Annotated in this window: 18 protein-coding genes, 1 pseudogene and 1 riboswitch; of the genes and pseudogenes, 13 read left to right on the top strand and 6 right to left on the bottom strand. The window is 72.3% G+C overall.

Features of this window, described 5'->3' with window-relative positions; translation table 11 throughout:
- The first annotated feature begins 67 nt into the window (after positions 1 to 67).
- Together PSEJ31_RS0115315 and PSEJ31_RS16240 are read left to right on the top strand one after the other, a co-directional pair.
- The gene (locus PSEJ31_RS0115315; protein WP_028915959.1) at positions 68 to 3,211 is read left to right on the top strand and encodes a TonB-dependent receptor; all 3,144 of its coding nucleotides are present in this window, start codon (positions 68 to 70) and stop codon (positions 3,209 to 3,211) included.
- A 125-nt stretch (positions 3,212 to 3,336) separates the two neighbouring features.
- Positions 3,337 to 4,071 (top strand): annotated as a pseudogene (locus tag PSEJ31_RS16240) (SapC family protein).
- Between the two features lie 86 nt (positions 4,072 to 4,157).
- Here PSEJ31_RS16240 and PSEJ31_RS0115305 read toward each other — a convergent pair.
- Together PSEJ31_RS0115305 and ettA are read right to left on the bottom strand one after the other, a co-directional pair.
- Positions 4,158 to 5,474 carry an NCS2 family permease gene (locus PSEJ31_RS0115305; RefSeq protein WP_019398293.1) on the bottom strand — a complete coding sequence of 439 codons (1,317 nt, stop codon included), beginning with the start codon at positions 5,472 to 5,474 and terminating at the stop codon, positions 4,158 to 4,160.
- A gap of 64 nt (positions 5,475 to 5,538) precedes the next feature.
- Positions 5,539 to 7,203: an energy-dependent translational throttle protein EttA gene (gene ettA / locus PSEJ31_RS0115300; RefSeq protein WP_019398294.1), complete on the bottom strand. Its 1,665-nt coding sequence runs from the start codon at positions 7,201 to 7,203 to the stop codon at positions 5,539 to 5,541.
- Between the two features lie 223 nt (positions 7,204 to 7,426).
- Here ettA and PSEJ31_RS0115295 point away from each other — a divergent pair, with 223 nt between their 5' ends.
- The 10 genes from PSEJ31_RS0115295 to thiL all read left to right on the top strand — a co-directional run bounded on the left by PSEJ31_RS0115295 (position 7,427) and on the right by thiL (position 15,698).
- Positions 7,427 to 7,855 (top strand): RcnB family protein, encoded by a 429-nt coding sequence (locus tag PSEJ31_RS0115295; protein WP_019398295.1) that lies wholly within the window; start codon positions 7,427 to 7,429, stop codon positions 7,853 to 7,855.
- A 158-nt stretch (positions 7,856 to 8,013) separates the two neighbouring features.
- On the top strand, positions 8,014 to 9,282 hold the full coding sequence (gene glyA / locus PSEJ31_RS0115290; protein WP_028915958.1) for a serine hydroxymethyltransferase: 1,269 nt from the start codon (positions 8,014 to 8,016) through the stop codon (positions 9,280 to 9,282).
- A gap of 122 nt (positions 9,283 to 9,404) precedes the next feature.
- Positions 9,405 to 9,947, top strand: a complete 543-nt coding sequence (nrdR, locus tag PSEJ31_RS0115285; protein WP_028915957.1) for a transcriptional regulator NrdR — start codon at positions 9,405 to 9,407, stop codon at positions 9,945 to 9,947.
- 8 nt (positions 9,948 to 9,955) lie between these two features.
- Complete coding sequence (locus tag PSEJ31_RS0115280; RefSeq protein ID WP_028915956.1) at positions 9,956 to 10,432, top strand: GNAT family N-acetyltransferase; 477 nt, start codon at positions 9,956 to 9,958, stop codon at positions 10,430 to 10,432.
- Positions 10,429 to 11,526 carry a bifunctional diaminohydroxyphosphoribosylaminopyrimidine deaminase/5-amino-6-(5-phosphoribosylamino)uracil reductase RibD gene (ribD, locus tag PSEJ31_RS0115275; protein ID WP_028915955.1) on the top strand — a complete coding sequence of 366 codons (1,098 nt, stop codon included), beginning with the start codon at positions 10,429 to 10,431 and terminating at the stop codon, positions 11,524 to 11,526. The genes PSEJ31_RS0115280 and ribD overlap by 4 nt, the downstream gene beginning before the upstream one ends.
- A gap of 96 nt (positions 11,527 to 11,622) precedes the next feature.
- Positions 11,623 to 11,804: riboswitch (FMN riboswitch) on the top strand.
- 144 nt (positions 11,805 to 11,948) lie between these two features.
- Positions 11,949 to 12,569, top strand: a complete 621-nt coding sequence (locus tag PSEJ31_RS0115270) for a riboflavin synthase (protein WP_019397187.1) — start codon at positions 11,949 to 11,951, stop codon at positions 12,567 to 12,569.
- Positions 12,566 to 13,660 (top strand): 3,4-dihydroxy-2-butanone-4-phosphate synthase, encoded by a 1,095-nt coding sequence (gene ribB, locus PSEJ31_RS0115265; RefSeq protein ID WP_028915954.1) that lies wholly within the window; start codon positions 12,566 to 12,568, stop codon positions 13,658 to 13,660. Before PSEJ31_RS0115270 ends, ribB begins: the two co-directional genes overlap by 4 nt.
- Before the next feature lie 73 nt (positions 13,661 to 13,733).
- A complete protein-coding gene (ribH, locus tag PSEJ31_RS0115260) occupies positions 13,734 to 14,201 on the top strand; it encodes a 6,7-dimethyl-8-ribityllumazine synthase (RefSeq protein ID WP_028915953.1) in 468 nt (155 codons plus the stop codon).
- Positions 14,198 to 14,668, top strand: coding sequence for a transcription antitermination factor NusB (gene nusB / locus PSEJ31_RS0115255; protein ID WP_019397184.1), 471 nt, complete (start codon positions 14,198 to 14,200; stop codon positions 14,666 to 14,668). The genes ribH and nusB overlap by 4 nt, the downstream gene beginning before the upstream one ends.
- 55 nt (positions 14,669 to 14,723) lie before the next feature.
- Positions 14,724 to 15,698, top strand: coding sequence for a thiamine-phosphate kinase (gene thiL / locus PSEJ31_RS0115250; protein WP_028915952.1), 975 nt, complete (start codon positions 14,724 to 14,726; stop codon positions 15,696 to 15,698).
- 6 nt (positions 15,699 to 15,704) lie between these two features.
- On the opposite strand, the gene PSEJ31_RS0115245 is transcribed toward thiL, so the two are convergent.
- The 4 genes from PSEJ31_RS0115245 to PSEJ31_RS0115230 are packed head-to-tail and all read right to left on the bottom strand — an operon-like array spanning position 15,705 to position 20,482.
- On the bottom strand, positions 15,705 to 16,871 hold the full coding sequence (locus PSEJ31_RS0115245; protein ID WP_028915951.1) for an aminotransferase class I/II-fold pyridoxal phosphate-dependent enzyme: 1,167 nt from the start codon (positions 16,869 to 16,871) through the stop codon (positions 15,705 to 15,707).
- Between the two features lie 37 nt (positions 16,872 to 16,908).
- Entirely contained in the window at positions 16,909 to 18,300 is a 1,392-nt protein-coding gene (locus tag PSEJ31_RS0115240) for an FAD-linked oxidase C-terminal domain-containing protein (RefSeq protein ID WP_028915950.1), read from the bottom strand.
- Between the two features lie 30 nt (positions 18,301 to 18,330).
- Positions 18,331 to 18,729: a YraN family protein gene (locus PSEJ31_RS0115235; protein ID WP_019397180.1), complete on the bottom strand. Its 399-nt coding sequence runs from the start codon at positions 18,727 to 18,729 to the stop codon at positions 18,331 to 18,333.
- Between the two features lie 10 nt (positions 18,730 to 18,739).
- Positions 18,740 to 20,482 (bottom strand): penicillin-binding protein activator, encoded by a 1,743-nt coding sequence (locus PSEJ31_RS0115230; protein WP_084220894.1) that lies wholly within the window; start codon positions 20,480 to 20,482, stop codon positions 18,740 to 18,742.
- 73 nt (positions 20,483 to 20,555) lie between these two features.
- Between PSEJ31_RS0115230 and rsmI the strand changes: the two genes are divergently transcribed.
- On the top strand, positions 20,556 to 21,386 hold the full coding sequence (gene rsmI / locus PSEJ31_RS0115225; protein WP_028915948.1) for a 16S rRNA (cytidine(1402)-2'-O)-methyltransferase: 831 nt from the start codon (positions 20,556 to 20,558) through the stop codon (positions 21,384 to 21,386).
- Positions 21,387 to 21,538: the final 152 nt, after the last annotated feature.

Below are 21,538 nucleotides of genomic sequence, written 5' to 3'. Positions count from 1 at the left end.
CCCCGGTCCGCACGCGCCAGCGCACGCCGGATAGCCGCCAACCCCCCAGTGCCAAGGACTCCCCCCAATGAACCATAAGCTGAAGAAGTTCCGCTCGCGGGCGATGTTCACCGTCGTCGGCGGCATGATCGTGGTCAACCCGGCGTTCGCGCAGGACGCGCAGGATGCAACCCAGCTCGACGCCGTGCAGGTCACCGGCCTGCGCAGCAGCCTCGACCAGGCGATGAACATCAAGCGAGATTCCGCGGGCATCGTGGACGCGGTCAGCGCCGAGGACATCGGCAAGTTCCCCGACACCAACCTTGCAGAGTCCCTGCAACGCATCACCGGCATCTCGATCGAGCGCCGCGACGGCGAAGGCGCCCAGGTCACCGCGCGCGGCTTCGGCCCGCAGTTCAACATGGTCACCCTCAACGGCCGCCAGGTCCCCGGCGCGGACGCGTTCGGATCGCCCGGGCAGGTGGCAGTGGGCGGCGTGGACGGTGGTACCCGCGCGTTCAACTTCGCGCAGCTGGCGTCGGAGGCGGTCAGCGGCCTGGAGGTCTACAAGACCGGCCAGGCGCATGTTCCCTCCGGCGGCATCGGCGCCACCATCAACATCCTCACCGCGCGTCCGTTCAACAACCGCGGCGGCGAGGTGGTCGCCAGCGCCGGCGTCAAGGGCGTCTACGACAAGTCGCAGCCGTTCGGCACCGACATCACCCCGGAAGTGTCCGGCATCTTCAGCTACGCCAATCCGGACAAGGCCTGGGGCATCAGCCTGAGCGCCAGCCAGCAGAAGCGCCGCGCCGGCTCGACCCAAGCCACCGAGAACGCATGGAACGTGCAGGAATGGACCGGCTCGATGCCCGGCAACCCCGCCGTGGTCAACGCCCCGGAGGTGGGTGAGCTGTACGCGCGGCCGAACGACATCCGCTACGCGTTCTCGGACTTCCAGCGCGAGCGCGTCAACGCGCAGGCCGTGCTGCAGTTCGCGCCCAATGACGACGTCGTGTTCACCCTGGACTACACCCACTCGACCAACGAGATCACCGAAAAGCGCGGCGAGATGGGCATGTGGCTGCAGAACGACGCCTACACGCACGTCGAGTTCGACCGCAGCGGCGCGATCGCCACCCCGGTCTACATCCGCGAGATCTCCACCGCCGGCTCCTCGCCGTTCAAGGACTTCGGCATGGAGCAGCAGCGCAACGCGCAGAAGTACGAGTTCAACCAGATCGGCCTCAACGTCGACTGGCGGGTCAACGACAGCCTGCGCCTGAGCTTCGACGCCCACAACTCCAAGACCGAGAGCAAGCCGAACGACCCGCTGACCGGCGGCGGCGCGCTGTACGTCAGCGTGGCCGGCACCAACAACTGCGTCGGCACCGGTGCACCCAACTGCGGCGGCCACTATGCCCAGGAGTTGCGGTTCAACAACGGCCTGCCGATCGGCACGCGTACCTGGTACCCGACCCTGGCCGACGCCCAGGCCGGCACCAACGGCCAGGTCAACCCGCCCTGGCAGGAGGGCCAGGTCGGCTCCCAGGTCCTGCGCATCAACGCCCAGCGCCAGGAGTCGGAGATCAAGCAGGGCCGCATCGACGGCGAATGGGTGTTCGACGACGGCCGCTTCCAGTTCGGCGTGGACAGCTCCACGGTCACCCTGCGCCAGCAGAACAATTCCGAGAACTTCAACACGCTCGGCAACTGGAGCGTGGACAACGTCGCCAGCGACGTGCAGAACGGGCTGATGGGCCTGCTGACCCCGTACGACGTGGTCGGCATGTTCGACGACTTCAGCGCCCCGGGCGCGTTCCGCAGCGGCTTCCGCGGGAATGCCGGCGGGCTGGCGGAGTGGGCACGGGACGTCTACGGCTCGGACATCGGGCTCAACCCGATCCTCAACACCAACAGCATGGTTGAGGAGAAGACCCACGCGGCGTATTTCCAGGTGGACCTGGAGGGCCAGCTCGCCGGCCGGCCGGTGAACACCCGGCTCGGCCTGCGCTACGAGACCACCGACGTGGAGGCGGTCAACGTGGTGGCCAACCGCGCGGCCATCAACTGGCAGTCCAACAACGACTTCCAGATCAAGGACGGCGCTCCGGGCGACGCGACGGTGTACAGGGACACGAACAGCTACAGCTACATCCTGCCGAACCTGGATTTCTCGATCGACTTCACCGATACCCTGAAGGGCCGCGCCTCCTTCGGCCGCACCATCGCCCGCGCGCCGTTCACCAGCCTGGCCGCCGGCCCCGGCAACGTGAACCGCCCGAATGGCTCGGTGCTGCTGAACGAATCCAGCCGTGGCTCGGCCGACGCACAGAACACCAAGCTGCGGCCGCTGGAGTCCAACAACGTCGACCTGGCCCTGGAGTGGTACTTCGCCGATGCCAGCTACCTGAGCGCGACCTACTGGAACAAGTCGGTCAACAACTTCCTGGGTACCGCGGTCGAGAGGGGCACGATGTACGACCTGACCGACCCGACCTCGGGCCCGGATGCGCTGGCGGCGCTGGCGTTCCTGGACAGCGCGGACTGCGTGGCCCAGGTGCAGGCGGCCGGCGGCAATCCCGACAGCGCCTGCGCGGCCAGCGACACCAACCTGTTCACCGCCCTGGCCATGCTGCGCAACGCCACCGAGACCGGGGGGCTGGCGGCCTACAACGGCAGCCAGGCGCTGGAGATGGAAAGCCGCTACGACATCGAGGGCCTGCCGACCGACCCGCTGTACGAGTTCAACATCAGCCGGCCGGTCAACCAGCACACCGCCAAGCTCAACGGCTGGGAACTGGCCGGCCAGTACTTCTTCGGCGACACCGGCTTCGGCATCTACGCCAACTACACCATCGTCAACGGCGACGTCGGCTTCAACAACGCGTCCATCGCCGAGCAGTTCGCCCTGCTGGGCCTCAGCGACACCGCCAACCTGATGCTGATGTACGAGAAGTACGGGTGGTCGGCCCGCCTGGCGTGGAACTGGCGCGACGAGTACCTGATCCTCAGCAACCAGGACGACGCCTCGCACAACCCGTACTACGTGGAGGAGTACGACCAGATCGACCTGAGCGTCACCTACCAGCTCGACGACCAGTGGGCCTTCAGCCTGGAGGCGATCAACCTGACCGGCGAGGACGTGCGCTGGCACGGCCGTACTGGCAGCCAGATCGTGCGCCTGGTCGACCAGGCACCGCGCTACATGCTGGGCGTGCGCTACAAGTTCTGATCCTGGCGGGTGAGCGCCGGTTTGGCGCGGGGGCCGCTGCGCGGGCAGCGGCCCCCTGCACGGGCGCGGACCGGAGGGCGGGGCGCCCGTGCCGGTTCCGGCGTGGACGAAGGGCAGGAGGGGGAATGGCGCGTTACGAGCTGCTGGACAAACGAGGCCCACCGCGACCTCAGGGTGGCGCTGGGGCACGGCCCGCAGTTCGGTGATGCGGTGGGCGCGGTCCCGGCGTTCCCCACAGAGTTCGCCGAACTGCTGCGGGATTACCCGATCCTGCTCAAGCGCAATGCCGACGACTCCGGGTGGGAGGCGTTCGCCCTGCTCGGATTCGACCGGGACGAGAACCTGTTGCTGCAGGATGGATGCTGGGAAGCGGCCTACCTGCCCGGTTACGTCGCCAAGGGCCCGTTCCTGATCGGGTTCCAGCCGCGGGTCGAGCACGGCCGGGAAATCCTCGAGCCGGTGGTCCACGTCGACCTGGACCACCCGCGGGTGGGCGCGCCGGATGGCGTGCCCGTGTTCCTGCCGCAGGGCGGGCAGAGCCCGTACCTGGAGTACGTCATCCGGGTGCTGCGCGGGATCCACGACGGGGTGCAGGCGGCGTGGCGGATGTACGCCGAGTTCGACCGGCTCGGACTGATCCAGCCGGTGGAGCTGGAACTGCAGTTCGACGCCACCACGTCCGGGCGGCTGACCGGCTTCCACGCGATCGACCGCGCGCGGCTGGCGACGCTGCCGACGCAGAGGTGGCGTCGCTGCACCGCAGCGGCTGGCTGGAGGGCGCCTATCTGATGCTGGCCTCGCTGCACAACGTCGGCCGCCTGGTGGCGCGCAAGCGGGCACGGCTGGCGGCACAGGCGTGACGGAGGCGGCGGGATGCCTGGTGCGCAAGCGCGCGCACCGGACTCCGGCGCGAAGGAGGCCCGGCCATCCCGCGACGGGCCCCGGCTCAGGCCAGCGCGTAGCGCAGCGCGAACAAGCCGGCCACCAGCCACACCGCCGGATGCACCTCGCGCCAGCGGCCGGTACCGGCCTTCAGCACCGCGTAGGCGATGAAGCCGAAGGCCAGGCCGTTGGCGATGGAGTAGGTGAAGGGCATGGCCAGCGCGCACAGCGCCGCCGGCACCGCCTCGGTCAGCTCGCTCCACTCGATCTCCACCAGCTCGCGCAGCATCAGCCCGGCCACGTAAAGCAGCGCCGGCGCGGTGGCGTAGGGGGGCACCATCGCCGCCAGCGGCGAGAACAGCAGTGCCGCCAGGAACAGTGCCGCCACCACCAGGGCGACCAGGCCGGTGCGGCCGCCGACCTGCACGCCGGAGGCGCTCTCGGCGTAGGCGGTGGTGGAACTGGTGCCCAGCAGCGAACCGGCCAGGATCGCGGTGCTGTCGGCCAGCAGTGCACGGCCGAAGCGCTTCTGCCCGTCCGCCAGCTTCAGCAGGCCGGCGCGGCTGGTCACGCCGTACAGGGTGCCGGTGGCGTCGAACACCTCCACCAGCACGAACACCAGCACCACCTGCAGCAGCACCGACCAGCCGGCGCCTTCCTCCCAGTGCAGCAGGCCGGGCAGGTCGAGCTTGAGGAAGGTCGGCTCCAGGCTCGGGGGCAGCGAGACCAGGCCGTTCCATTGCACCAGGCCCATGGCCCATGCGGTGGCGGTGACGGCGAGGATGCCGATGAGGATGGCGCCGCGGACCCGGCGTGCCTCGAGGACGGCGATCAGCAGGAAGCCGCCGAGTGCCAGCAGCGGTTCCGGCTCGGTCATCGGCCCCAGCCGCACCAGGGTGTCGGCGTCGCCGATCACCACGTCGGACTTCTGCAAGGCGATGATCGCCAGGAACAGGCCGATGCCGGCCACGATCGCGCTGCGCAGCGACACCGGGATGCCGTCCACCAGCCAGCGGCGCACCCCGGTCACGGTCAGCAGCAGGAACACGATGCCCGACAGCAGCACCGCCGCCAGCGCCTGCTCCCAGGGCAGGCCGGCGGCGCCGACCACGGTGAAGGCGAAGAACGCGTTCAGGCCCATGCCCGGGGCCATGCCCACCGGGAAATTGGCCGCCAGCGCCATCACCGCCGAACCCAGCGCCGCGGCCAGGCAGGTGGCCACGAACACCGCGCCCGGGTCCATGCCCGTGGTGGCCAGGATCGCCGGGTTGACGAAGACGATGTAGGACATCGTCAGGAAGGTGGTCAGGCCGGCCAGCACCTCGGTGCGCGTGCTGGTGCCGTGCTCGCTCAGCTTGAACAGGCGTTCGGGCAGGGACATGGGCAGGCTCCGGCCTGGCGGGGGCTGGAAAAGGCACCGGCCGCGCGGGGCGGCCGGTGGAAGCTTACTTCAGGGCCTTGAAGCGCAGGCGCTTGGGGCCGGCATCGTCGCCGAGGCGGCGCTTCTTGTCCTCCTCGTACTCGCGGTAGTTGCCCTGGAAGAACTCCACGTGCGAGTCGCCCTCGAAGGCGAGGATGTGGGTGGCGATGCGGTCCAGGAACCAGCGGTCGTGGGAGATCACGAAGGCGTTGCCCGGGAACTCAAGCAGCGCGTCTTCCAGCGCACGCAGGGTCTCGATGTCCAGGTCGTTGGACGGCTCGTCCAGCAGCAGCACGTTGCCGCCCTGCAGCAGGGTCTTGGCCATGTGCAGGCGGCCGCGCTCGCCGCCGGACAGCGAGCCGACCCGCTTCTGCTGGTCCTGGCCCTTGAAGTTGAAGCGGCCGATGTAGGCGCGCGACTGGATCTCCACGCCGTTGATGTTGAGGATGTCCAGCCCGCCGGACACTTCCTCGAACACGGTCTTGTCCGGGTCCAGCGCGTCGCGGCTCTGGTCCACGTAGGCCAGGTTCACGGTCGGGCCGATGATGATCTGGCCCGAATCCGGCTGCTCCTGCCCGGTGATCATCTTGAACAGGGTCGACTTGCCGGCGCCGTTGGGGCCGATGATGCCGACGATCGCGCCCGGCGGCACGATGAAGCTCAGGTCGTCGATCAGCAGGCGGTCGCCGAAGCGCTTGGAGACGTTGCGGAACTCGATGACGTTGTTGCCCAGGCGCTCGCCCGGCGGGATGAAGATCTCGTTGGTCTCGTTGCGCTTCTGGTACTCGACCGACTGCAGCTCCTCCAGGCGGGCCAGGCGCGCCTTGCCCTTGGAGCGGCCGCCCTTGGCGTTCTGGCGCGCCCACTCCAGCTCCTTGGCGATCGCCTTCTGGCGCGCCTTCTCCTGGTTCTCTTCCTGCTTGAGCCGCTCTTCCTTCTGCTGCAGCCACTCGGTGTAGTTGCCCTTCCACGGGATGCCGCGGCCGCGGTCCAGCTCGAGGATCCACTCGGCGGCGTTGTCGAGGAAGTAGCGGTCGTGGGTCACGGCCACCACGGTGCCGGTGTAGCGCTGCAGGAACTGCTCCAGCCACTCCACCGACTCGGCGTCCAGGTGGTTGGTCGGCTCGTCCAGCAGCAGCATGTCCGGCTTCTGCAGCAGCAGGCGGCACAGGGCCACGCGGCGCTTCTCGCCGCCGGACAGGTTGCCGATCTTCGCGTCCCACGGCGGCAGGCGCAGGGCGTCGGCGGCCACTTCCAGCTGCTGCTCCAGGGTGTGGGCGTCGCCGCTGGCGAGGATCGCCTCCAGGCGCTCCTGCTCCTTGGCCAGGGCGTCGAAGTCGGCGCCTTCCTCGGCGTAGGCGGCGTAGACCTCGTCCAGGCGCTTCTGCGCCTGCAGGATCTCGCCCACGCCTTCCTCGACCGCCTCGCGCACGGTGTGCTCCGGATCCAGCTGCGGCTCCTGCGGCAGGTAGCCGACCTTGATCCCCGGCTGCGGGCGGGCCTCGCCCTCGTAATCGGTGTCCACGCCGGCCATGATCCGCAGCACGGTGGACTTGCCGGCGCCGTTGAGGCCCAACAGGCCGATCTTGGCCCCCGGGAAGAAGCTCAGCGAGATGTCCTTGATGATCTGCCGCTTGGGCGGGACCACCTTGCTGACCCGGTTCATGGTGTAGATGTACTGCGAGGACATGGTCTCTCCGTGCGCAATCCGCCTGGCCCGGCGGGCAGGCGGCGTAGGAATCTGGGGAATCGCGAATTATAGCCCGCCGCCGGGGCGCCTGCCGGGCGCCGCCGGCGGCTGGCTGGATCCTGAACGCGCGCGGCGCGGACCCGGCTGGAACCGGTTTCGCGGGGCGATCCGTTCAGGCGGCGTGAGCAAGATGGAGGCGTCACCACAGCGGGAGAGCCGCCCCATGAAGCGCACCCACCTGATCGCCCTGACCGTCGCGGCCGTGCTGGGCCTCGGCGCAGCGGTCCCCCAGGCCGAAGCGGCCGGTGACCGCCACCATGACCGCCATGGCTGGAACCGGGGCCACGACCGAGGCCCGGCGCACCACCGCCGCGACAACCGTTCCCATTACCGCCCCGGGCACCACCACGCGCCGCCGCGGGTCGTGGTCCACCACCGCCCGGCGCCGCCCCCGCCGCCGCGCCACGTCTGGGCCCGCGGCCAGCGCTTCCACGACCACTACCACGGCCCGGTCTACGTGGTGCACGACTACTCCCACTACCACCTGCGCCCGCCGCCGCACGGCCACCACTGGGTGCGCGACGACCACGGCAACATGCTCCTGGTGGCGATCGCCACCGGCATCATCGCCGACCTGATCCTGCACCATTGAGCCATGCCCCCGGAGGGGCGCATGGACCGCCAGCCGGCCACCCTCGGGTGGCCGGTTGCGTTTGCGGCCGCCGCGTCCGCCGCGGTACGGGCGCCGGGGCGGCGGCCGGCATACAATTGGCCGGCCTTTCCCCTTTTTCCTGCCTGCTGGAGCCGCCGATGTACTCGCGTGATGCCCGTATTGCGTCCTACGACCCCGAACTGGCCCAGGCCATCGCCGACGAGGCCCGCCGCCAGGAGGACCATGTCGAGCTGATCGCCAGCGAGAACTACGCCAGCCCGCGCGTGCTGGAGGCCCAGGGCAGCGTGCTGACCAACAAGTACGCCGAGGGCTATCCGCACAAGCGCTACTACGGCGGCTGCGAGTACGTCGACGTGGCCGAGCAGCTGGCCATCGACCGCGCCAGGCAGCTGTTCGGCGCCGACTACGCCAACGTGCAGCCGCACAGCGGCTCGCAGGCCAACCAGGCGGTTTACTTCGCCCTCCTGCAGCCGGGCGACACCATCCTGGGGATGTCGCTGGCCCATGGCGGCCACCTGACCCACGGTGCCAAGGTCAACGCCTCCGGCAAGATCTTCAACGCCATCCAGTACGGCGTGGACGACCAGGGCCTGATCGACTACGACGAGGTCGAGCGCCTGGCCGTGGAGCACAAGCCGAAGATGGTGGTGGCCGGCTTCTCCGCCTATTCGCAGGTGGTCGACTGGGCGCGCTTCCGCGCCATCGCCGACAAGGTCGGCGCCTACCTGTTCGTGGACATGGCCCACGTCGCCGGCCTGGTCGCCGCCGGCGTGTACCCGAACCCGCTGCCGCACGCGCACGTGGTCACCTCGACCACCCACAAGACCCTGCGCGGCCCGCGCGGCGGCATCATCCTGGCCTCCGCCGGGGGCGCGGGCGACAAGTTCGAGGACATCTCCAAGAAGCTGCAGTCGATCGTGTTCCCGGGCATCCAGGGCGGTCCGCTGATGCACGTGATCGCGGCCAAGGCCGTGGCGTTCAAGGAAGCGCTGGAGCCGGAGTTCAAGGCCTACCAGCAGCAGGTGGTGAAGAACGCCCAGGCCATGGCCAACACCCTGATCGCGCGCGGCTACAAGATCGTCTCCGGCGGCACCCAGAACCACCTGATGCTGGTGGACATGATCGGCAAGGACGTGTCCGGCAAGGACGCGGAGGCCGCGCTGGGCCGCGCCCACATCACCGTCAACAAGAACTCGGTGCCCAACGACCCGCGCTCGCCGTTCGTGACCTCGGGCCTGCGCCTGGGCACCCCGGCGGTGACCACCCGCGGCTACACCGAGCAGGATTGCATCGACCTGGCCAACTGGATCGCCGACGTGCTCGACGCGCCGAACGACGACAGCGTGATCGAAGCCGTCAAGGCGAAGGTCACCGAGCAGTGCCGCAAGTACCCGGTCTACGGCTGAACCGCGGCCGGTCCCGGGCGGTCGCCGCCCGGGACCCGGCGATGCCCGTGGCGGCGGCCGCCGCGGCCGGCGCGCCCATGGCCAGCAAGCCGCGCGCGGGCCGCGCCCGCTGAGGAACACCCATGCATTGCCCCTTCTGCCAGCACAACGACACCCGCGTGATCGACTCGCGCGTGTCCGAGGACGGCGCCACCATCCGCCGCCGCCGCGAATGCGAGGCCTGCGGAGAGCGCTTCTCCACCCTGGAAACGGTCGAGCTGAAGCTGCCGTCGATCATCAAGAGCGACGGCCGCCGCGAGCAGTTCGACGCCAAGAAGCTGCGCCAGGGCTTCGACCGCGCGCTGCAGAAGCGCCCGGTGGCCGAGGAGCAGGTCGAGGCCGCGGTGCGCGCCGTGGTGCATGCGGTGCGCATGAGCGGCGAGCGCGAGCTGCCGTCGCGGCGCATCGGCGAATTCGTGATGGACGAGCTGCGCAAGCTCGACCACGTGGCCTACGTGCGCTTCGCCTCGGTGTACCGAAGCTTCCAGGACGTGGCCGATTTCCGCGAGGAGATCGAGAAGCTGGAGCGCGGGCTGCCGTCGAGCGAGCAGCTGCCGTTGCTGGAAGCGGCGGGCGTGGTCCCGCCGGGCCACGGGCGCGTCGCCGAGCGGGCGAAGAAGCGCTGAGCACGCCGGTGCGCATCGACTGGCTCAGCGCGCATCCAGGGCATGCCGCCGGGCTGGCGGCGGCCCACGTGCAGGCCTTCGGCGCGCTGCTGCCGGACTGGACGGTGGAGGAGGCGCTGGTCGAGCTGCGTTCGCACGACCGCGCCGCGACCATCCCCTCGACCCTGGTCGCCCTGGACGAGGCTGGCGACTGGTTGGGCTCGGTGAGCCTGCTGGCCGAGGACCATCCGGACATCCCGCAGTATTCGCCCTGGCTGGCCAGCCTGTACGTGCGCCCGGAGGCGCGTGCCCGTGGCGTCGGCCGCGCGCTGGTGGCGCGCGCCGTGGCCGAGGCCGGCGCGCTCGGTACGCCGGTCCTGTACCTGTACTGCAGGCCCGACGTCGCCGGCTGGTACCGCACGCTGGGCTGGCGCGACCACGACCTGCTGCGGCTGGGCCCCCTGGAGGTGCATGTGCTTGCGATCGACTGCGGGAACCACCGATGAGCGATGTCTTCGACGCCTTCGACCACGCCTGCATGGCGCGCGCACTGCGGTTGGCCGAGCGCGGGCTGTACACCGCGCGGCCGAACCCGGTGGTCGGCTGCGTGATCGCACAGGGCGGGGAAATCGTCGGCGAGGGCTGGCATCCGCGTGCCGGCGAACCACACGCGGAGGTGTTCGCGCTGCGCGAGGCCGGCGAGCACGCGCGCGGCGGCACCGCCTACGTGACCCTGGAACCCTGCGCCCACCATGGCCGCACGCCGCCGTGTGCCGAGGCCCTGGTCGCCGCCGGCGTGGCACGGGTGGTGGCGGCCATGCGCGATCCGTTCCCGCGGGTCGATGGCGCCGGTTTCGCCCGGTTGCAGGCCGCCGGCATCGCGGTGGCATCCGGGCTGCTGGAGCGGCAGGCGCGCGAACTCAACCTCGGCTTCCTGTCGCGCTTCACCCGTGGTCGGCCATGGGTGCGCGTGAAGCTTGCCGCCAGCCTCGACGGACGCACCGCGATGGCCAGCGGCGAGTCCAAGTGGATCACCGGCGAGGCCGCGCGCGCGGACGTGCAGCGCTGGCGGGCGCGCAGCGGCGCGATCCTGACCGGCGCCGACACCGTGCTGGCCGACGACCCGGCGCTGACCGTGCGCCTGGGCGACGACACCGCGTTCCAGCCGCCGCTGCGGGTGGTGCTCGACAGCCGCCTGCGCAGCCTGGCCATGCCCAGGGTGCGCGACGGCTCGGCGCCCACGCTTTACCTGCACGGCCCGGACGCGGTGCCGCCGCCGGGCCTGGACGCGGAGTTCGCCGCGGTGCCGCTGCGTGATGGCCGCCAGGACCTGGAGGCCGCGCTGCGGCTGCTGGCGGCGCGCGACATCAACGAGGTCCAGGTCGAGGCAGGCCCGGCCCTGTGCGGGGCGCTGCTGCGCGCCGGCCTGGTCGACGAGCTGCTGCTGTACCAGGCACCGCTGCTCCTGGGCGATACCGCGCGGCCGCTGTTCGCGGGGCTGGGGATCGAGGCCATGGCCCAGCGCCTGCGCCTGCAACTGGTCGAGTCGGTGATGGTGGGCGAGGACCGCCGCCTGCTGCTGCGCCCGGCCCGGGACTGAGCGCGCCGCGGCGCTGCGTCCCGCCGTTGCCGCGGGGCCTGGCGGGCAGGGTGGTAGAATCCCGCCGCCGGCCTGGCCGGCAGCCAGTACAGAACCAAACGTCTTCAGGGCGGGGTGGAATTCCCCACCGGCGGTAGGCGCCGTTCCCGGCAACGGGACAGGCGCGAGCCCGCGAGCGCCTCCGGCCATCCGGAGGGTCAGCAGATCCGGTCCAATGCCGGAGCCGACGGTTGTGGCGCGCAGGTCGCGCCCTAGAGTCCGGATGAGAGAAGACGCCGCGCCCGGCCGCAAGGACCGGGTGTGCGTGCTTTTTGCCCCTGGACGTTTTTCGCCATCGAACGCGGGAGACGCTCCATGCTGCAACCGACCACCCTCCTCCATGCCGCGCCGGCGCGCGCGCGTCGCCACGGAGGAGTGCACTGATGTTCACCGGGATCATCGAGGGCGTGGGCCGCCTGGCCGCGCGCGAGCCGCGCGGCGGCGACGTCCGCTTCAGCTTCGCCACCGGCACCCTGCCGTGGCTCGGCTCCGGCGGCGGCGACGTGCGCCTGGGCGAGAGCATCGCGGTCAACGGCGTGTGCCTGACCGTGGTCGCGTTCGACGCGCAGGGCTTCCAGGCCGACGCTTCCACCGAAACACTGTCCCTGACCACCCTGGGCGAGCTGCCCGTGGGCGCGGCGCTGAACCTGGAGCGGGCCATGCGCCCGTCCGACCGCCTGGGCGGGCACCTGGTCAGCGGCCACGTCGACGGCATCGGGCGGGTGGTGTCGGTGCACGAGGACGCGCGCGCCCAGCGCTGGCGCTTCGCCGCGCCCGCGCCCCTGCTGAGGTACGTCGCGAAGAAGGGTTCGATCTGCGTCGACGGCGTCAGCCTGACCGTCAACGAGGTCGACGGCGAGGGCTTCGAGGTGGCGCTGATCCCGCACACCGTGGCCCATACCCGCTTCGCCGAAACGCGGGTGGGCGAGGCGGTGAACCTGGAGATCGACCTGGTGGCGCGCTACGTCGAGCGCCTGCTGGGCGCGCGCGGGGAGCCGGCATGAACTTCGCCACGATCCCCGAGCTGCTGGAGGAGATCCGCGCCGGGCGCATGGTGGTCATCGTCGACGACGAGGACCGCGAGAACGAGGGCGACCTGATCATGGCCGCCGAGCTGGTGCGCCCGGCCGACATCAACTTCATGGTCACCCATGCCCGCGGCCTGGTGTGCCTGTCGCTGACCCGCGAGCGCTGCGCGCAGCTGGGCCTGGCGCCGATGGTCCAGCGCAACACCGCGCAGTTCCATACCAACTTCACGGTCAGCATCGAGGCGGCCGAGGGCGTGACCACCGGCATCTCCGCCTACGACCGCGCCCACACCATCCGCACCGCGGTGCGCCCGGACGCCAAGCCCTCGGACCTGAGCCAGCCGGGCCACGTGTTCCCGCTGATCGCCCAGCCCGGCGGCGTGCTCACCCGCGCCGGCCACACGGAGGCGGCCAGCGACCTGCCGATGCTGGCCGGGCTGGAGCCGGCCGGCGTGCTGGTGGAGATCATGAACGCCGACGGCACCATGGCCCGGCGCCCGCAGCTGGAGGAGTTCGCGCGCCAGCACGGGCTGAAGATCGGCTCGATCGCCGACCTGATCGCCTGGCGCCTGGCCAACGAGCACACGGTCGAGCGGGTGGACGAGCGCGACATCGACACCGAGTTCGGTCCGTTCCGCCTGGTCACCTACCGCGACCGCATCGCCCACGAACTGCACTTCGCCCTGGTCCGCGGCACGCCGGACCGCCACACCCCGACCCTGGTGCGCGTGCAGGTGGAGAACCCGCTGGCCGACCTGCTGCACTGGCGGCGCGAGGACTTCGGCGTGGCCGGCACCGACGCCCTGCGCGCGATCGCCGCCGAGGGGCAGGGGGTGATGGTGGTGCTGTCGGCCCCGCGCGATCCCGAGGCCCTGCTGGCGCGGTTGCGCGCCGAGCCGGAGGCCCGCCGCGATCCCAGGGACGTGGGCCAGTGGCGGCGCAACGGCGCCGGCGCCCAGATCCTGGCCGACCTCGGCCTGGGCCGGTTGCGCGTGCTGGGCACCCCGCGCCGCCAGGTGGGCCTGGCCGGCTACGGCCTGGAAGTCGTCGAGTACCTGTCCCCCTAGCGCCAATGCGGCCGCCCGCGGCCCCGGGCGGCCATGTCCGGTAAACTGTGCGACCCCTGAGGATCCCCGAACCATGACCCTGTACGAAGGCGACCTGCGCGTGCCTGCCGGCGCCCACTTCGCGATCCTGGCCAGCCGCTGGAATGCGCGCATCACCGACGCCCTGGTGGCCGGTGCCCGCCGCAGCCTGGCCGACAATGGCGTGCCCGAGGACGCGGTGGATGTGGTCCGCCTGCCCGGCGCCTGGGAACTGCCCATGGCCGCGCGCAAGCTGGCCAACGCCGGCACCCACGCCGCGATCATCGCCCTGGGCTGCGTGGTCCGCGGCGATACCCGCCACTACGAGCACGTCGCCGACCTGTGCGCCGAGGGCCTGATGCGCGTGGCCCTGGACACCGGCGTGCCGGTGCTCAACGGCGTGCTGGCGGTGGAGCGGTTCGAGGATGCCGAGGCCCGCGCCGGCGGCAGCCACGGCAACAAGGGTGAGGAAGCGGCGATGGCCGCGCTGGAAATGGTCAACCTGCTGGAGCGCCTGCCATGAACCGTCCGTTCCGTTCCCGCACCGGCGTCGATCCGGTCCTGCGCGCGCGCGCGCGCCGCCGTGCGCTGCAGGCCATCTATGCCTGGCAGATCTCCGGCGGCAATGCGCAGCAGGTGATTGCCCAGTTCGCCCACGAGCAGGCGCACGAGATCGCCGACCTGGCCTATTTCGAGGACCTGGTCACCGGCGTGCTCGCGCACCGCGCCAGCCTGGACGAGGCCCTGGCCCCGCACCTGGACCGCGGCGTGGAGGAAGTGGACGCGATCGAGCGCGCCGTGCTGCGCCTGGCCGCGTACGAGCTGCTGCACCGCCAGGACGTGCCGTACCGGGTGGTGATCAACGAGGCGATCGAGATCGCCAAGCGCTTCGGTTCCGAGCACGGCCACACCTACGTCAACGGCGTGCTCGACCGCGCCAGCGCGCAGTGGCGCGCGGCCGAAGTGCAGGCCTCGCGCGGCGGCCGCTGAGCCATTCCCGGTGCGCGCCGCCGGCGGCGCGCCCGTCCTGCACGCCGGAGCCGCCATGGCCGAGTTCGACCTGATCGGGCTGATCCGCGAGCGCGCCGCCACGCGCGCCGACGTGCTGCTGGGCATCGGCGACGATGCCGCGCTGCTGCAGCCGCCGCCGGGCCATGCCCTGGTGGTGACTGCCGATACCCTCAACGAGGGCGTGCATTTCCCGGCCGGGACCGCGGCCGCCGATATCGGCTGGAAGGCCCTGGCGGTGAACCTGTCCGACCTGGCCGCGATGGGGGCGAAGCCGGCGTGGTGCACGCTTTCGCTCTCGCTGCCGCGTGCAGACGTCGCGTGGGTCGGGGCCTTTGTCGACGGATTCCTGGACCTGGCCGGTCGCCATGGCATCGCCCTGGTCGGCGGCGACACCACCCGCGGCCCGCTGTCGATCGGCGTGACCGCGATGGGCCTGGTCGAGCAGGGCGCCGCCCTGCGCCGCGACCGCGCGCGGGTGGGGGACGATATCTGGGTCACCGGCACGCCTGGCGAGGCCGCCGGGGCGCTGGTGCTGGGCGGGCATGTCCCGGGACCGGCGCCTGCCGGCGAGGTGGCATCAAGCGCGCGTGCGGCGCTCGATTCGCGCCTGGCGCGGCCCACGCCGCGGGTGGAAGCCGGCCGCGCCCTGCTGGGCCTGGCCCATGCCTGCGTCGATATCTCCGATGGGCTGCTGGCCGACCTGGGCCATGTCTGCGCGCGCAGTGGCGTCGGCGCCGAGGTGCGGCTGGATGCGCTGCCCGCATCGGCCGCGCTGCGCGAAGTTTTCGGCGACGCTTCACGGGTGCTGCAGGCCACCGGCGGCGACGATTACGAGCTTTGCTTCACCGCGCCGGCGAACCTGTGCGAACAGGTCCAGCTGGCGCTGGAGCAGGTGGGCGTCGACGCCAGCCGCATCGGCCGCATCGTCGCCGGCCAGGGCGTGCGCGCGCTGGATGCGCAAGGCCAGCCGTGGCAGCCGCCACGCGCCGGCTACGAGCATTTCGGCTGAGCGGCCTCAGCCGCGTGCATCCACCGCTGCGGCCATGCGCCGCACGGCTTCCTCCAGCAATGGGCGGGGCATGGCGAAGTTGAGCCGCACATGGCCTTCGCCGCCTGCGCCGCATTCGGCGCCATCGGTCAGCGCGACCTGGGCGTGGCGGCGGAAGAACTGCGCCGGTGGCTGGTCCAGGCCCAGCGCGCGGCAGTCCAGCCAGGCCAGGTAGGTGCCCTGCGGGGCGATGTAGCCGACCCGCGGCAGCAGTTGGGCCAGCAGCCGGCCCAGCAGGTCGCGGTTGCCGCGCAGGTAGTCCAGCACCGCCAGCCGCCAGGGATCGCCCTCGCGCCAGGCCGCGGTGTGCGCGACCACGCCCAGGGTGGCGGTGCTGTTGCCGGCGAAGTGGCCGATGCGCCGCCACACCTCCAGGTCGGCAGGGTTGGTGAACACCAGTTGCGCGCATTTCATCCCGGCCAGGTTCCAGGCCTTGGACGCGGAAACAGCGGTGATCGCCTGGCGTGCGGCTTCCCCGCCGAGCGAGGCATAGGGCACGTGCTGCGCGCCGGGATACACCAGTGGCGCATGGATCTCGTCGGCGAACACGCGCGCGTCGTGGCGGGCGACGACCGCGGCGATGCGCTCCAGCTCCTTGCGCGGGTAGACCTTGCCGATCGGGTTGTGCGGATTGCACAGCAGCAGCATGCGCGCGCCGCCGGCCAGCGCGGCCTCCAGCGCGTCCTCGTCCAGCGTCCACTCGTCCCGGCCGCGGTGCATGGGCACCGGCACCACCGGGTTGCCGAGCAGCTCCAGCAGCGGCACGAACGGCATGTAGCACGGCATCGGCAACGCCACCGGCGCGCCCGCCGGCAGGAAGTGGCGCAGCGTGATCTCCAGCGCGGCCAGCACGTCCGGTGCCGCGCGCACCTGCGCAGGCTCCACCTCCCAGCCATGGTGTGCGCGCTGCCACTGCGCGCAGGCTTCGGCCAGGGCGCGCACCGGCGCGGCGGAGAGGTAGCCGAGCTGGCCGGCTTCCACCGCATCGTGTAGCGCCTGGCGGATCGGCGCGGCCACGCCGAAGTCCATTTCCGCGACGAAGGCGCCGATGCAGTCGGGGAAGGCGCGCCACTTCAGGCCGCCGGCCTGGCGCAACTGCCCGATGGTGATGCGGTCGAACTGGCTGGTGTCCACGCGTGCTCCTTGCCGGCCAACGATTGCGGGTGCTGTTTCAGCCGTGCGCCGGAGGCAGCACCTTGCCCGGGTTGAGGATGCCATCCGGATCCAGCGCCGCCTTCACTGCGCGCATCGCCGCCAGGGTGGCCGCGTCGAAGGCGCGGTCCATCCAGTCGCGCTTGGCCACGCCGATGCCGTGCTCGCCCGACAGCGTGCCGCCCAGGGCGATCACCTGCGCGAACAGCGCCTCCAGCGCCGCATGCGCGCGCGCGTCCTCGTCCGGGTCCTCCGGGTGGTACATGATGTTGACGTGCAGGTTGCCGTTGCCGGCATGGCCGAAGGCCACGATCGGCAGCGCATGCTCCGCCGACAGCGCCTCGACCGCGGCGACCAGGTCGGGGATGCGCGACACCGGCACCACCACGTCCTCGTTGATCTTGCCCGGCGCGATGCTGCGCAGCGCCGGGGAGAGCGCGCGCCGCGCGGCCCACAGGCGGTCGCGTGCGGCGCCGTCCATGGCCACGTCCAGCGACAGCAGGCCTTCGCCTCCGGCGGCATCGGCCAGCGCCTGCAATGCAAGCGGCAGGGTGTCCTCGTCGCCGTCGGCCTCGACCAGCAGCATGGCGCCCGCGTCCGGCACGTCCGTGCCGTTGCGGCGGAGCAGGGCGATCGCACTGCGGTCCATGAACTCGAGCATCGCCGGCACCTGCGGCTGGCGCATCAGCCGCGAGACCGCCGCGGCGGCGCCGGCCGCGTCGCGGTAGAACACGCGCAGGCCGGCCTGCGCCTTCGGTCGCGGCAGCAGGCGCAGGGTGGCTTCGACGATCAGGGCCAGGGTGCCTTCGCTGCCGACGATCAGGTGGGTGAGGTCGTAGCCGGTGGCGTCCTTGGTCCAGGGGCCGCCGCAGCGGATGACCTCGCCGGTGCCGGTCACCGCCGCCAGGCCCAGCACGTTGTCGCGGGTGGTGCCGTATTTCACCGCGCGCGGGCCGCCGGCATTGCAGGCGAGGTTGCCGCCGATGGTGCAACGCTCGGCGCTGGAGGGATCCGGCGCCCAGAACAGGCCGTGCGGCTGCAGTGCCTGCTGCAGGTCGCCGTTGAGCACGCCGGGCTGGACCACCGCGCAGCGGTCGTCGGGGCGGATGTCGAGGATCCGGTCCATGCGCGCGAACGAGACCACCACGCCGCCGGCGAACGGCACCGCGCCGGCGGCGGTGCCGGTGCCGGCGCCGCGCGCGACCACCGGCACGCGATGTGCGCGGCAGGCGCGCACGATCGCGGCCACCTGTGCCGTGTCGGCGGGCACCGCAACCGCATCGGGCAGGGCCTGGCGCCGCGAATCATCCTCGCCGTGGGCGCGGCGCGCGGCCTCGTCGGTGCGCCAGCCCTGCGGGCCGAGCAGGGCGGAAAGTTCGGCGTCCAGCGCCGCGGGCAGGGCGGTTGTCATCCCGGGATTGTAGGCCGCAGGCATGGCGGCTCAGGCATCGTCCGCGCGGAACGCATCCTTGAGCCAGCGGATCGAGGGCGCCGCCGGATCGCCGCTGGCCTCGGCCACGTCGAAGCGGCAGGGGCAGTCCGCCAGCCGTGGATGGCCGGCCAGGTACAGCTGCGCGGCGCGGACCAGGCGCCGGCGCTTGCCGGCATCGACCGAGGCCAAGCCGCCACCGAAGGCGGAGCCGGCGCGGTAGCGCACCTCGACGAACACCACGGTGGCGCCGTCGCGCATCACCAGGTCGAGCTCGCCGCCGCGGTAGCCGACATTGCGGTCCAGCGTACGCAGGCCGGCGGCTTCCAGCCGCGTCCGCACCGCGGCCTCCACCTGGGCACCGCGGGCGCGGCGGTCGACCTGTCCGGAGCCCGTCCCTGGGCGCCGCATGGGGCCGGCCTCAGTTCCCCAGCGGGACCGGCTGGCCGCCGCTGAAGGTGGCCCAGGCCGGCTGCCGCACCACGTTGCCGAAGCCATCCAGGCGCAGGTCGCCGGTGGCGCCGCGCAGCTGGCCGTTGGTGCCGGACAGCAGGCTTTCCAGGTAGGCGCTGATGCGCCAGGCGTCGTAGCCGAAGGCGAACAGGCGCGCGGCCGGGCCGCGTGCGGTCGGCAGCATCTCCGCCGCGCGGCTGGCGCCGGGCAGGCCGGTGGTGCCGCGGGTCGCCCAGGCCTCGGTGGGATAGACGATGCCGTCGAGCACCGCGTCCTCCTCGGCGCGACCGGTGCCGGAGGCCAGCTGCGAGGTGCCGACCCGGGTGCGCGCAGCGAACCCGGCCAGCGCCAGCTGCGGCGCCAGCGCCCGCGCCTGCGGGCCGCGCACCGCCAGGAACACGCTGTCCGCGCCGGCGGCCGCGGCCTCGACCAGGGCGGCACCAAGGTCGCCCGGCTGCTCGCCCACCGACAGGGTGGCGGCGATGTGGCCGCCGCGGTCGGCCAGCCGGCTGCGGAAGGCTTCCACCGCGCGCAGCGCGTTCTCGTCGGTGCCCGCCAGCACCAGCACGTTGCGGCGCTCGCGCGCCAGCAGGTAGTCCGCGGCCGCCAGGCCATCGTCCTCCGGCGCCAGCGAGAACATCGCATGGCCCGGCGGCGGCGGCGCGTCGCCGCGGTTCAGCGCCAGGCTCGGGACTTCCAGTGCCTGCCCGCGGAACACCGCGCCGACCTCGTCGCGGCCCAGCGGCCCGACCACGAAGTCGCTGCCCTCGGCCACCGCGCGTGCATAGGCCGCCTGGGCGCCGGCGGGCGTGCCGGCGGTGTCGTAGAACACGACCTCCGGGCGCTGCCGGGTTTCGCCGTAGTAGCCGGCCAGCAGGCCATCGCGCACCGGCGCGGCGGCGGTGGCCAGCGGTCCGCTCAGCGGCAGCAGCACCGCCAGGCGGCGCGGCGGGCGGTAGCCGTCGGCGGCGGCCGGCGGGCGCGAGTCGAAATTCCAGCCCTCGCCCGGATCCAGCGGGCGCGGCAGCGGCAGGCCGCGCTGCACCATGGCCCGGGCGGCAAACTTGTACAGCGGATCGCCGGCCGGCAGCGCGGCGGCGAATGCGCCCAGGCCGGCGTCGTCCAGCGTGCCCAGCAGGCGGTCGATCTGGCGGCGGTTCTCCAGCCGCGCCTCGCCGGCCAGGCCGGCGTCGGCGCGGGCGCGCGCCGCGGCGGCGCCGCGCGCGTCGTTGCCTGCCTCCAGCGCGGCCGCGCGGGCCAGCTGCCAGCGCGGCTGCAGCGCCGCCGGCAGCGTGGCCGGATCGCCGCCGGCCAGCGCGGCGGCGGCCTCGGCCGGGCGTCCGTCCTGGATGGCCAGTTCGGCGCCAAGCAGGGCCAGGCGGCCGCGGCTGGCGCCGGCCACCCTGCGCGCGTCGACCTGGGCCAGCAGGCTGCGCGCGCGCGCCGCGTCGCCGGCCTCGTGCCAGGCGAAGGCGGCATCGGCGAGCAGGGCCTCGCGGCGGGCGCCGCTGGCGGCCTGCGCCTGCGCCTCCAGCCGGGTCGCGGCTTCGCGGGCCTGTCCCTGCTCCAGCAGGGCGAGGGCCGCGGCATGCTCCGGCGCGGAGGTGGTGGCCGGGACGCTGGCGCAACCGGCGGCCAGCAGCGCGGCCAGGCCGGTGGCGAGCAGGCGCGGGCGGAAGGACGGGGACTTCGACGTCGCGGGAATCGGCATATCCATCCGTTGGGCCGGAGGCGGTTCGGAAAGGGCTTAGGATTCTACCTTTCCCCCGCTGCCCGGACCCGTGATGCCCGCCGCCACCCTGCATGTCGTCGCCACGCCCATCGGCAACCTCGGCGATCTTTCGCCGCGGGCGCAGCAGGTGCTGCGCGAGGTGGCGGCGATCTGCGCCGAGGACACCCGCCGCAGCGGCCAGCTGCTGGCGCACTTCGGCATTTCCACGCCGCTGGTCGCGCTGCACGAGCACAACGAGCCGCAGATGGCCGAGCGCCTGGTGGCGCGGCTGCTGGCCGGCGAGTCGCTGGCCCTGGTCAGCGATGCCGGCACGCCGCTGGTCAGCGATCCGGGCTTCCGCCTGGTGCGTGCCGCGCGCGCGGCCGGGGTGAAGGTCAGCCCGGTGCCAGGGCCCTCGGCGCTGATTGCCGCGCTGAGCGTGGCCGGGCTGCCCAGCGACCGCTTCGCCTTCGAGGGCTTCCTGCCGGCCAAGGCCAGCGCCCGCCGCGAGCGCCTGGCGGCGCTGGCCGGGGAGCCGCGCACCCTGGTGTTCTACGAGTCCTCGCACCGGATCGAGGAGTCGCTGGCCGACCTGCGCCAGGCTTTCGGCGAGGAGCGTCCGGCGGTGCTGGCGCGGGAACTGACCAAGCTGTTCGAGACCGTGCTCGACGGCACCCTGGCCGAGCTGCACCGGCGGGTGCAGGACGATCCGGACCAGCGCAAGGGCGAGTTCGTGCTGGTGGTGCAGGGCGTGGGCGAGGATGCCGACGCCAGGCTGGCCGAAGGTCGCCGCGTCCACGCCATCCTGGCCAGGCAGCTGCCGCCATCGACCGCGGCCAAGCTGGCCGCGGAGATCACCGGCGCACCGCGCAAGGCGCTCTACGGCGCCGGCCCCGGGGAGTAAGCCGCGGCTGCGTGCAGGGCTGGAGGAGCGGCCGCAAGTCGCCGGCTCCGGGCGGAGCCGCGGCGCTCCGGAAACGGGTTACCCCGCTGCACGCCCCCCGGCCGGGTACACATATGCATGTACGCCCCTCCTTGCCACCGCTCCGTTCGCCC

Source organism: Pseudoxanthomonas sp. J31 (genome assembly GCF_000510725.1).
Taxonomy (GTDB): Bacteria; Pseudomonadota; Gammaproteobacteria; order Xanthomonadales; family Xanthomonadaceae; genus Pseudoxanthomonas.
This window is presented reverse-complemented; position numbering and strand designations above follow the sequence as displayed.

Bases quoted from the DNA above. Each gene is read 5' to 3' on its own strand.
- ribB (WP_028915954.1), top strand. From the start codon at position 12,566: ATGAACTTCGCCACGATCCCCGAGCTGCTGGAGGAGATCCGCGCCGGG.
- thiL (WP_028915952.1), top strand. From the start codon at position 14,724: ATGGCCGAGTTCGACCTGATCGGGCTGATCCGCGAGCGCGCCGCCACG.
- ribD (WP_028915955.1), top strand. From the start codon at position 10,429: ATGAGCGATGTCTTCGACGCCTTCGACCACGCCTGCATGGCGCGCGCA.
- PSEJ31_RS0115240 (WP_028915950.1), bottom strand. From the start codon at position 18,300: ATGACAACCGCCCTGCCCGCGGCGCTGGACGCCGAACTTTCCGCCCTG.
- PSEJ31_RS0115305 (WP_019398293.1), bottom strand. From the start codon at position 5,474: ATGTCCCTGCCCGAACGCCTGTTCAAGCTGAGCGAGCACGGCACCAGC.
- nusB (WP_019397184.1), top strand. From the start codon at position 14,198: ATGAACCGTCCGTTCCGTTCCCGCACCGGCGTCGATCCGGTCCTGCGC.
- nrdR (WP_028915957.1), top strand. From the start codon at position 9,405: ATGCATTGCCCCTTCTGCCAGCACAACGACACCCGCGTGATCGACTCG.
- rsmI (WP_028915948.1), top strand. From the start codon at position 20,556: ATGCCCGCCGCCACCCTGCATGTCGTCGCCACGCCCATCGGCAACCTC.
- PSEJ31_RS0115230 (WP_084220894.1), bottom strand. From the start codon at position 20,482: ATGCCGATTCCCGCGACGTCGAAGTCCCCGTCCTTCCGCCCGCGCCTG.
- PSEJ31_RS0115315 (WP_028915959.1), top strand. From the start codon at position 68: ATGAACCATAAGCTGAAGAAGTTCCGCTCGCGGGCGATGTTCACCGTC.
- ribH (WP_028915953.1), top strand. From the start codon at position 13,734: ATGACCCTGTACGAAGGCGACCTGCGCGTGCCTGCCGGCGCCCACTTC.
- PSEJ31_RS0115235 (WP_019397180.1), bottom strand. From the start codon at position 18,729: ATGCGGCGCCCAGGGACGGGCTCCGGACAGGTCGACCGCCGCGCCCGC.
- ettA (WP_019398294.1), bottom strand. From the start codon at position 7,203: ATGTCCTCGCAGTACATCTACACCATGAACCGGGTCAGCAAGGTGGTC.
- glyA (WP_028915958.1), top strand. From the start codon at position 8,014: ATGTACTCGCGTGATGCCCGTATTGCGTCCTACGACCCCGAACTGGCC.
- PSEJ31_RS0115295 (WP_019398295.1), top strand. From the start codon at position 7,427: ATGAAGCGCACCCACCTGATCGCCCTGACCGTCGCGGCCGTGCTGGGC.
- PSEJ31_RS0115270 (WP_019397187.1), top strand. From the start codon at position 11,949: ATGTTCACCGGGATCATCGAGGGCGTGGGCCGCCTGGCCGCGCGCGAG.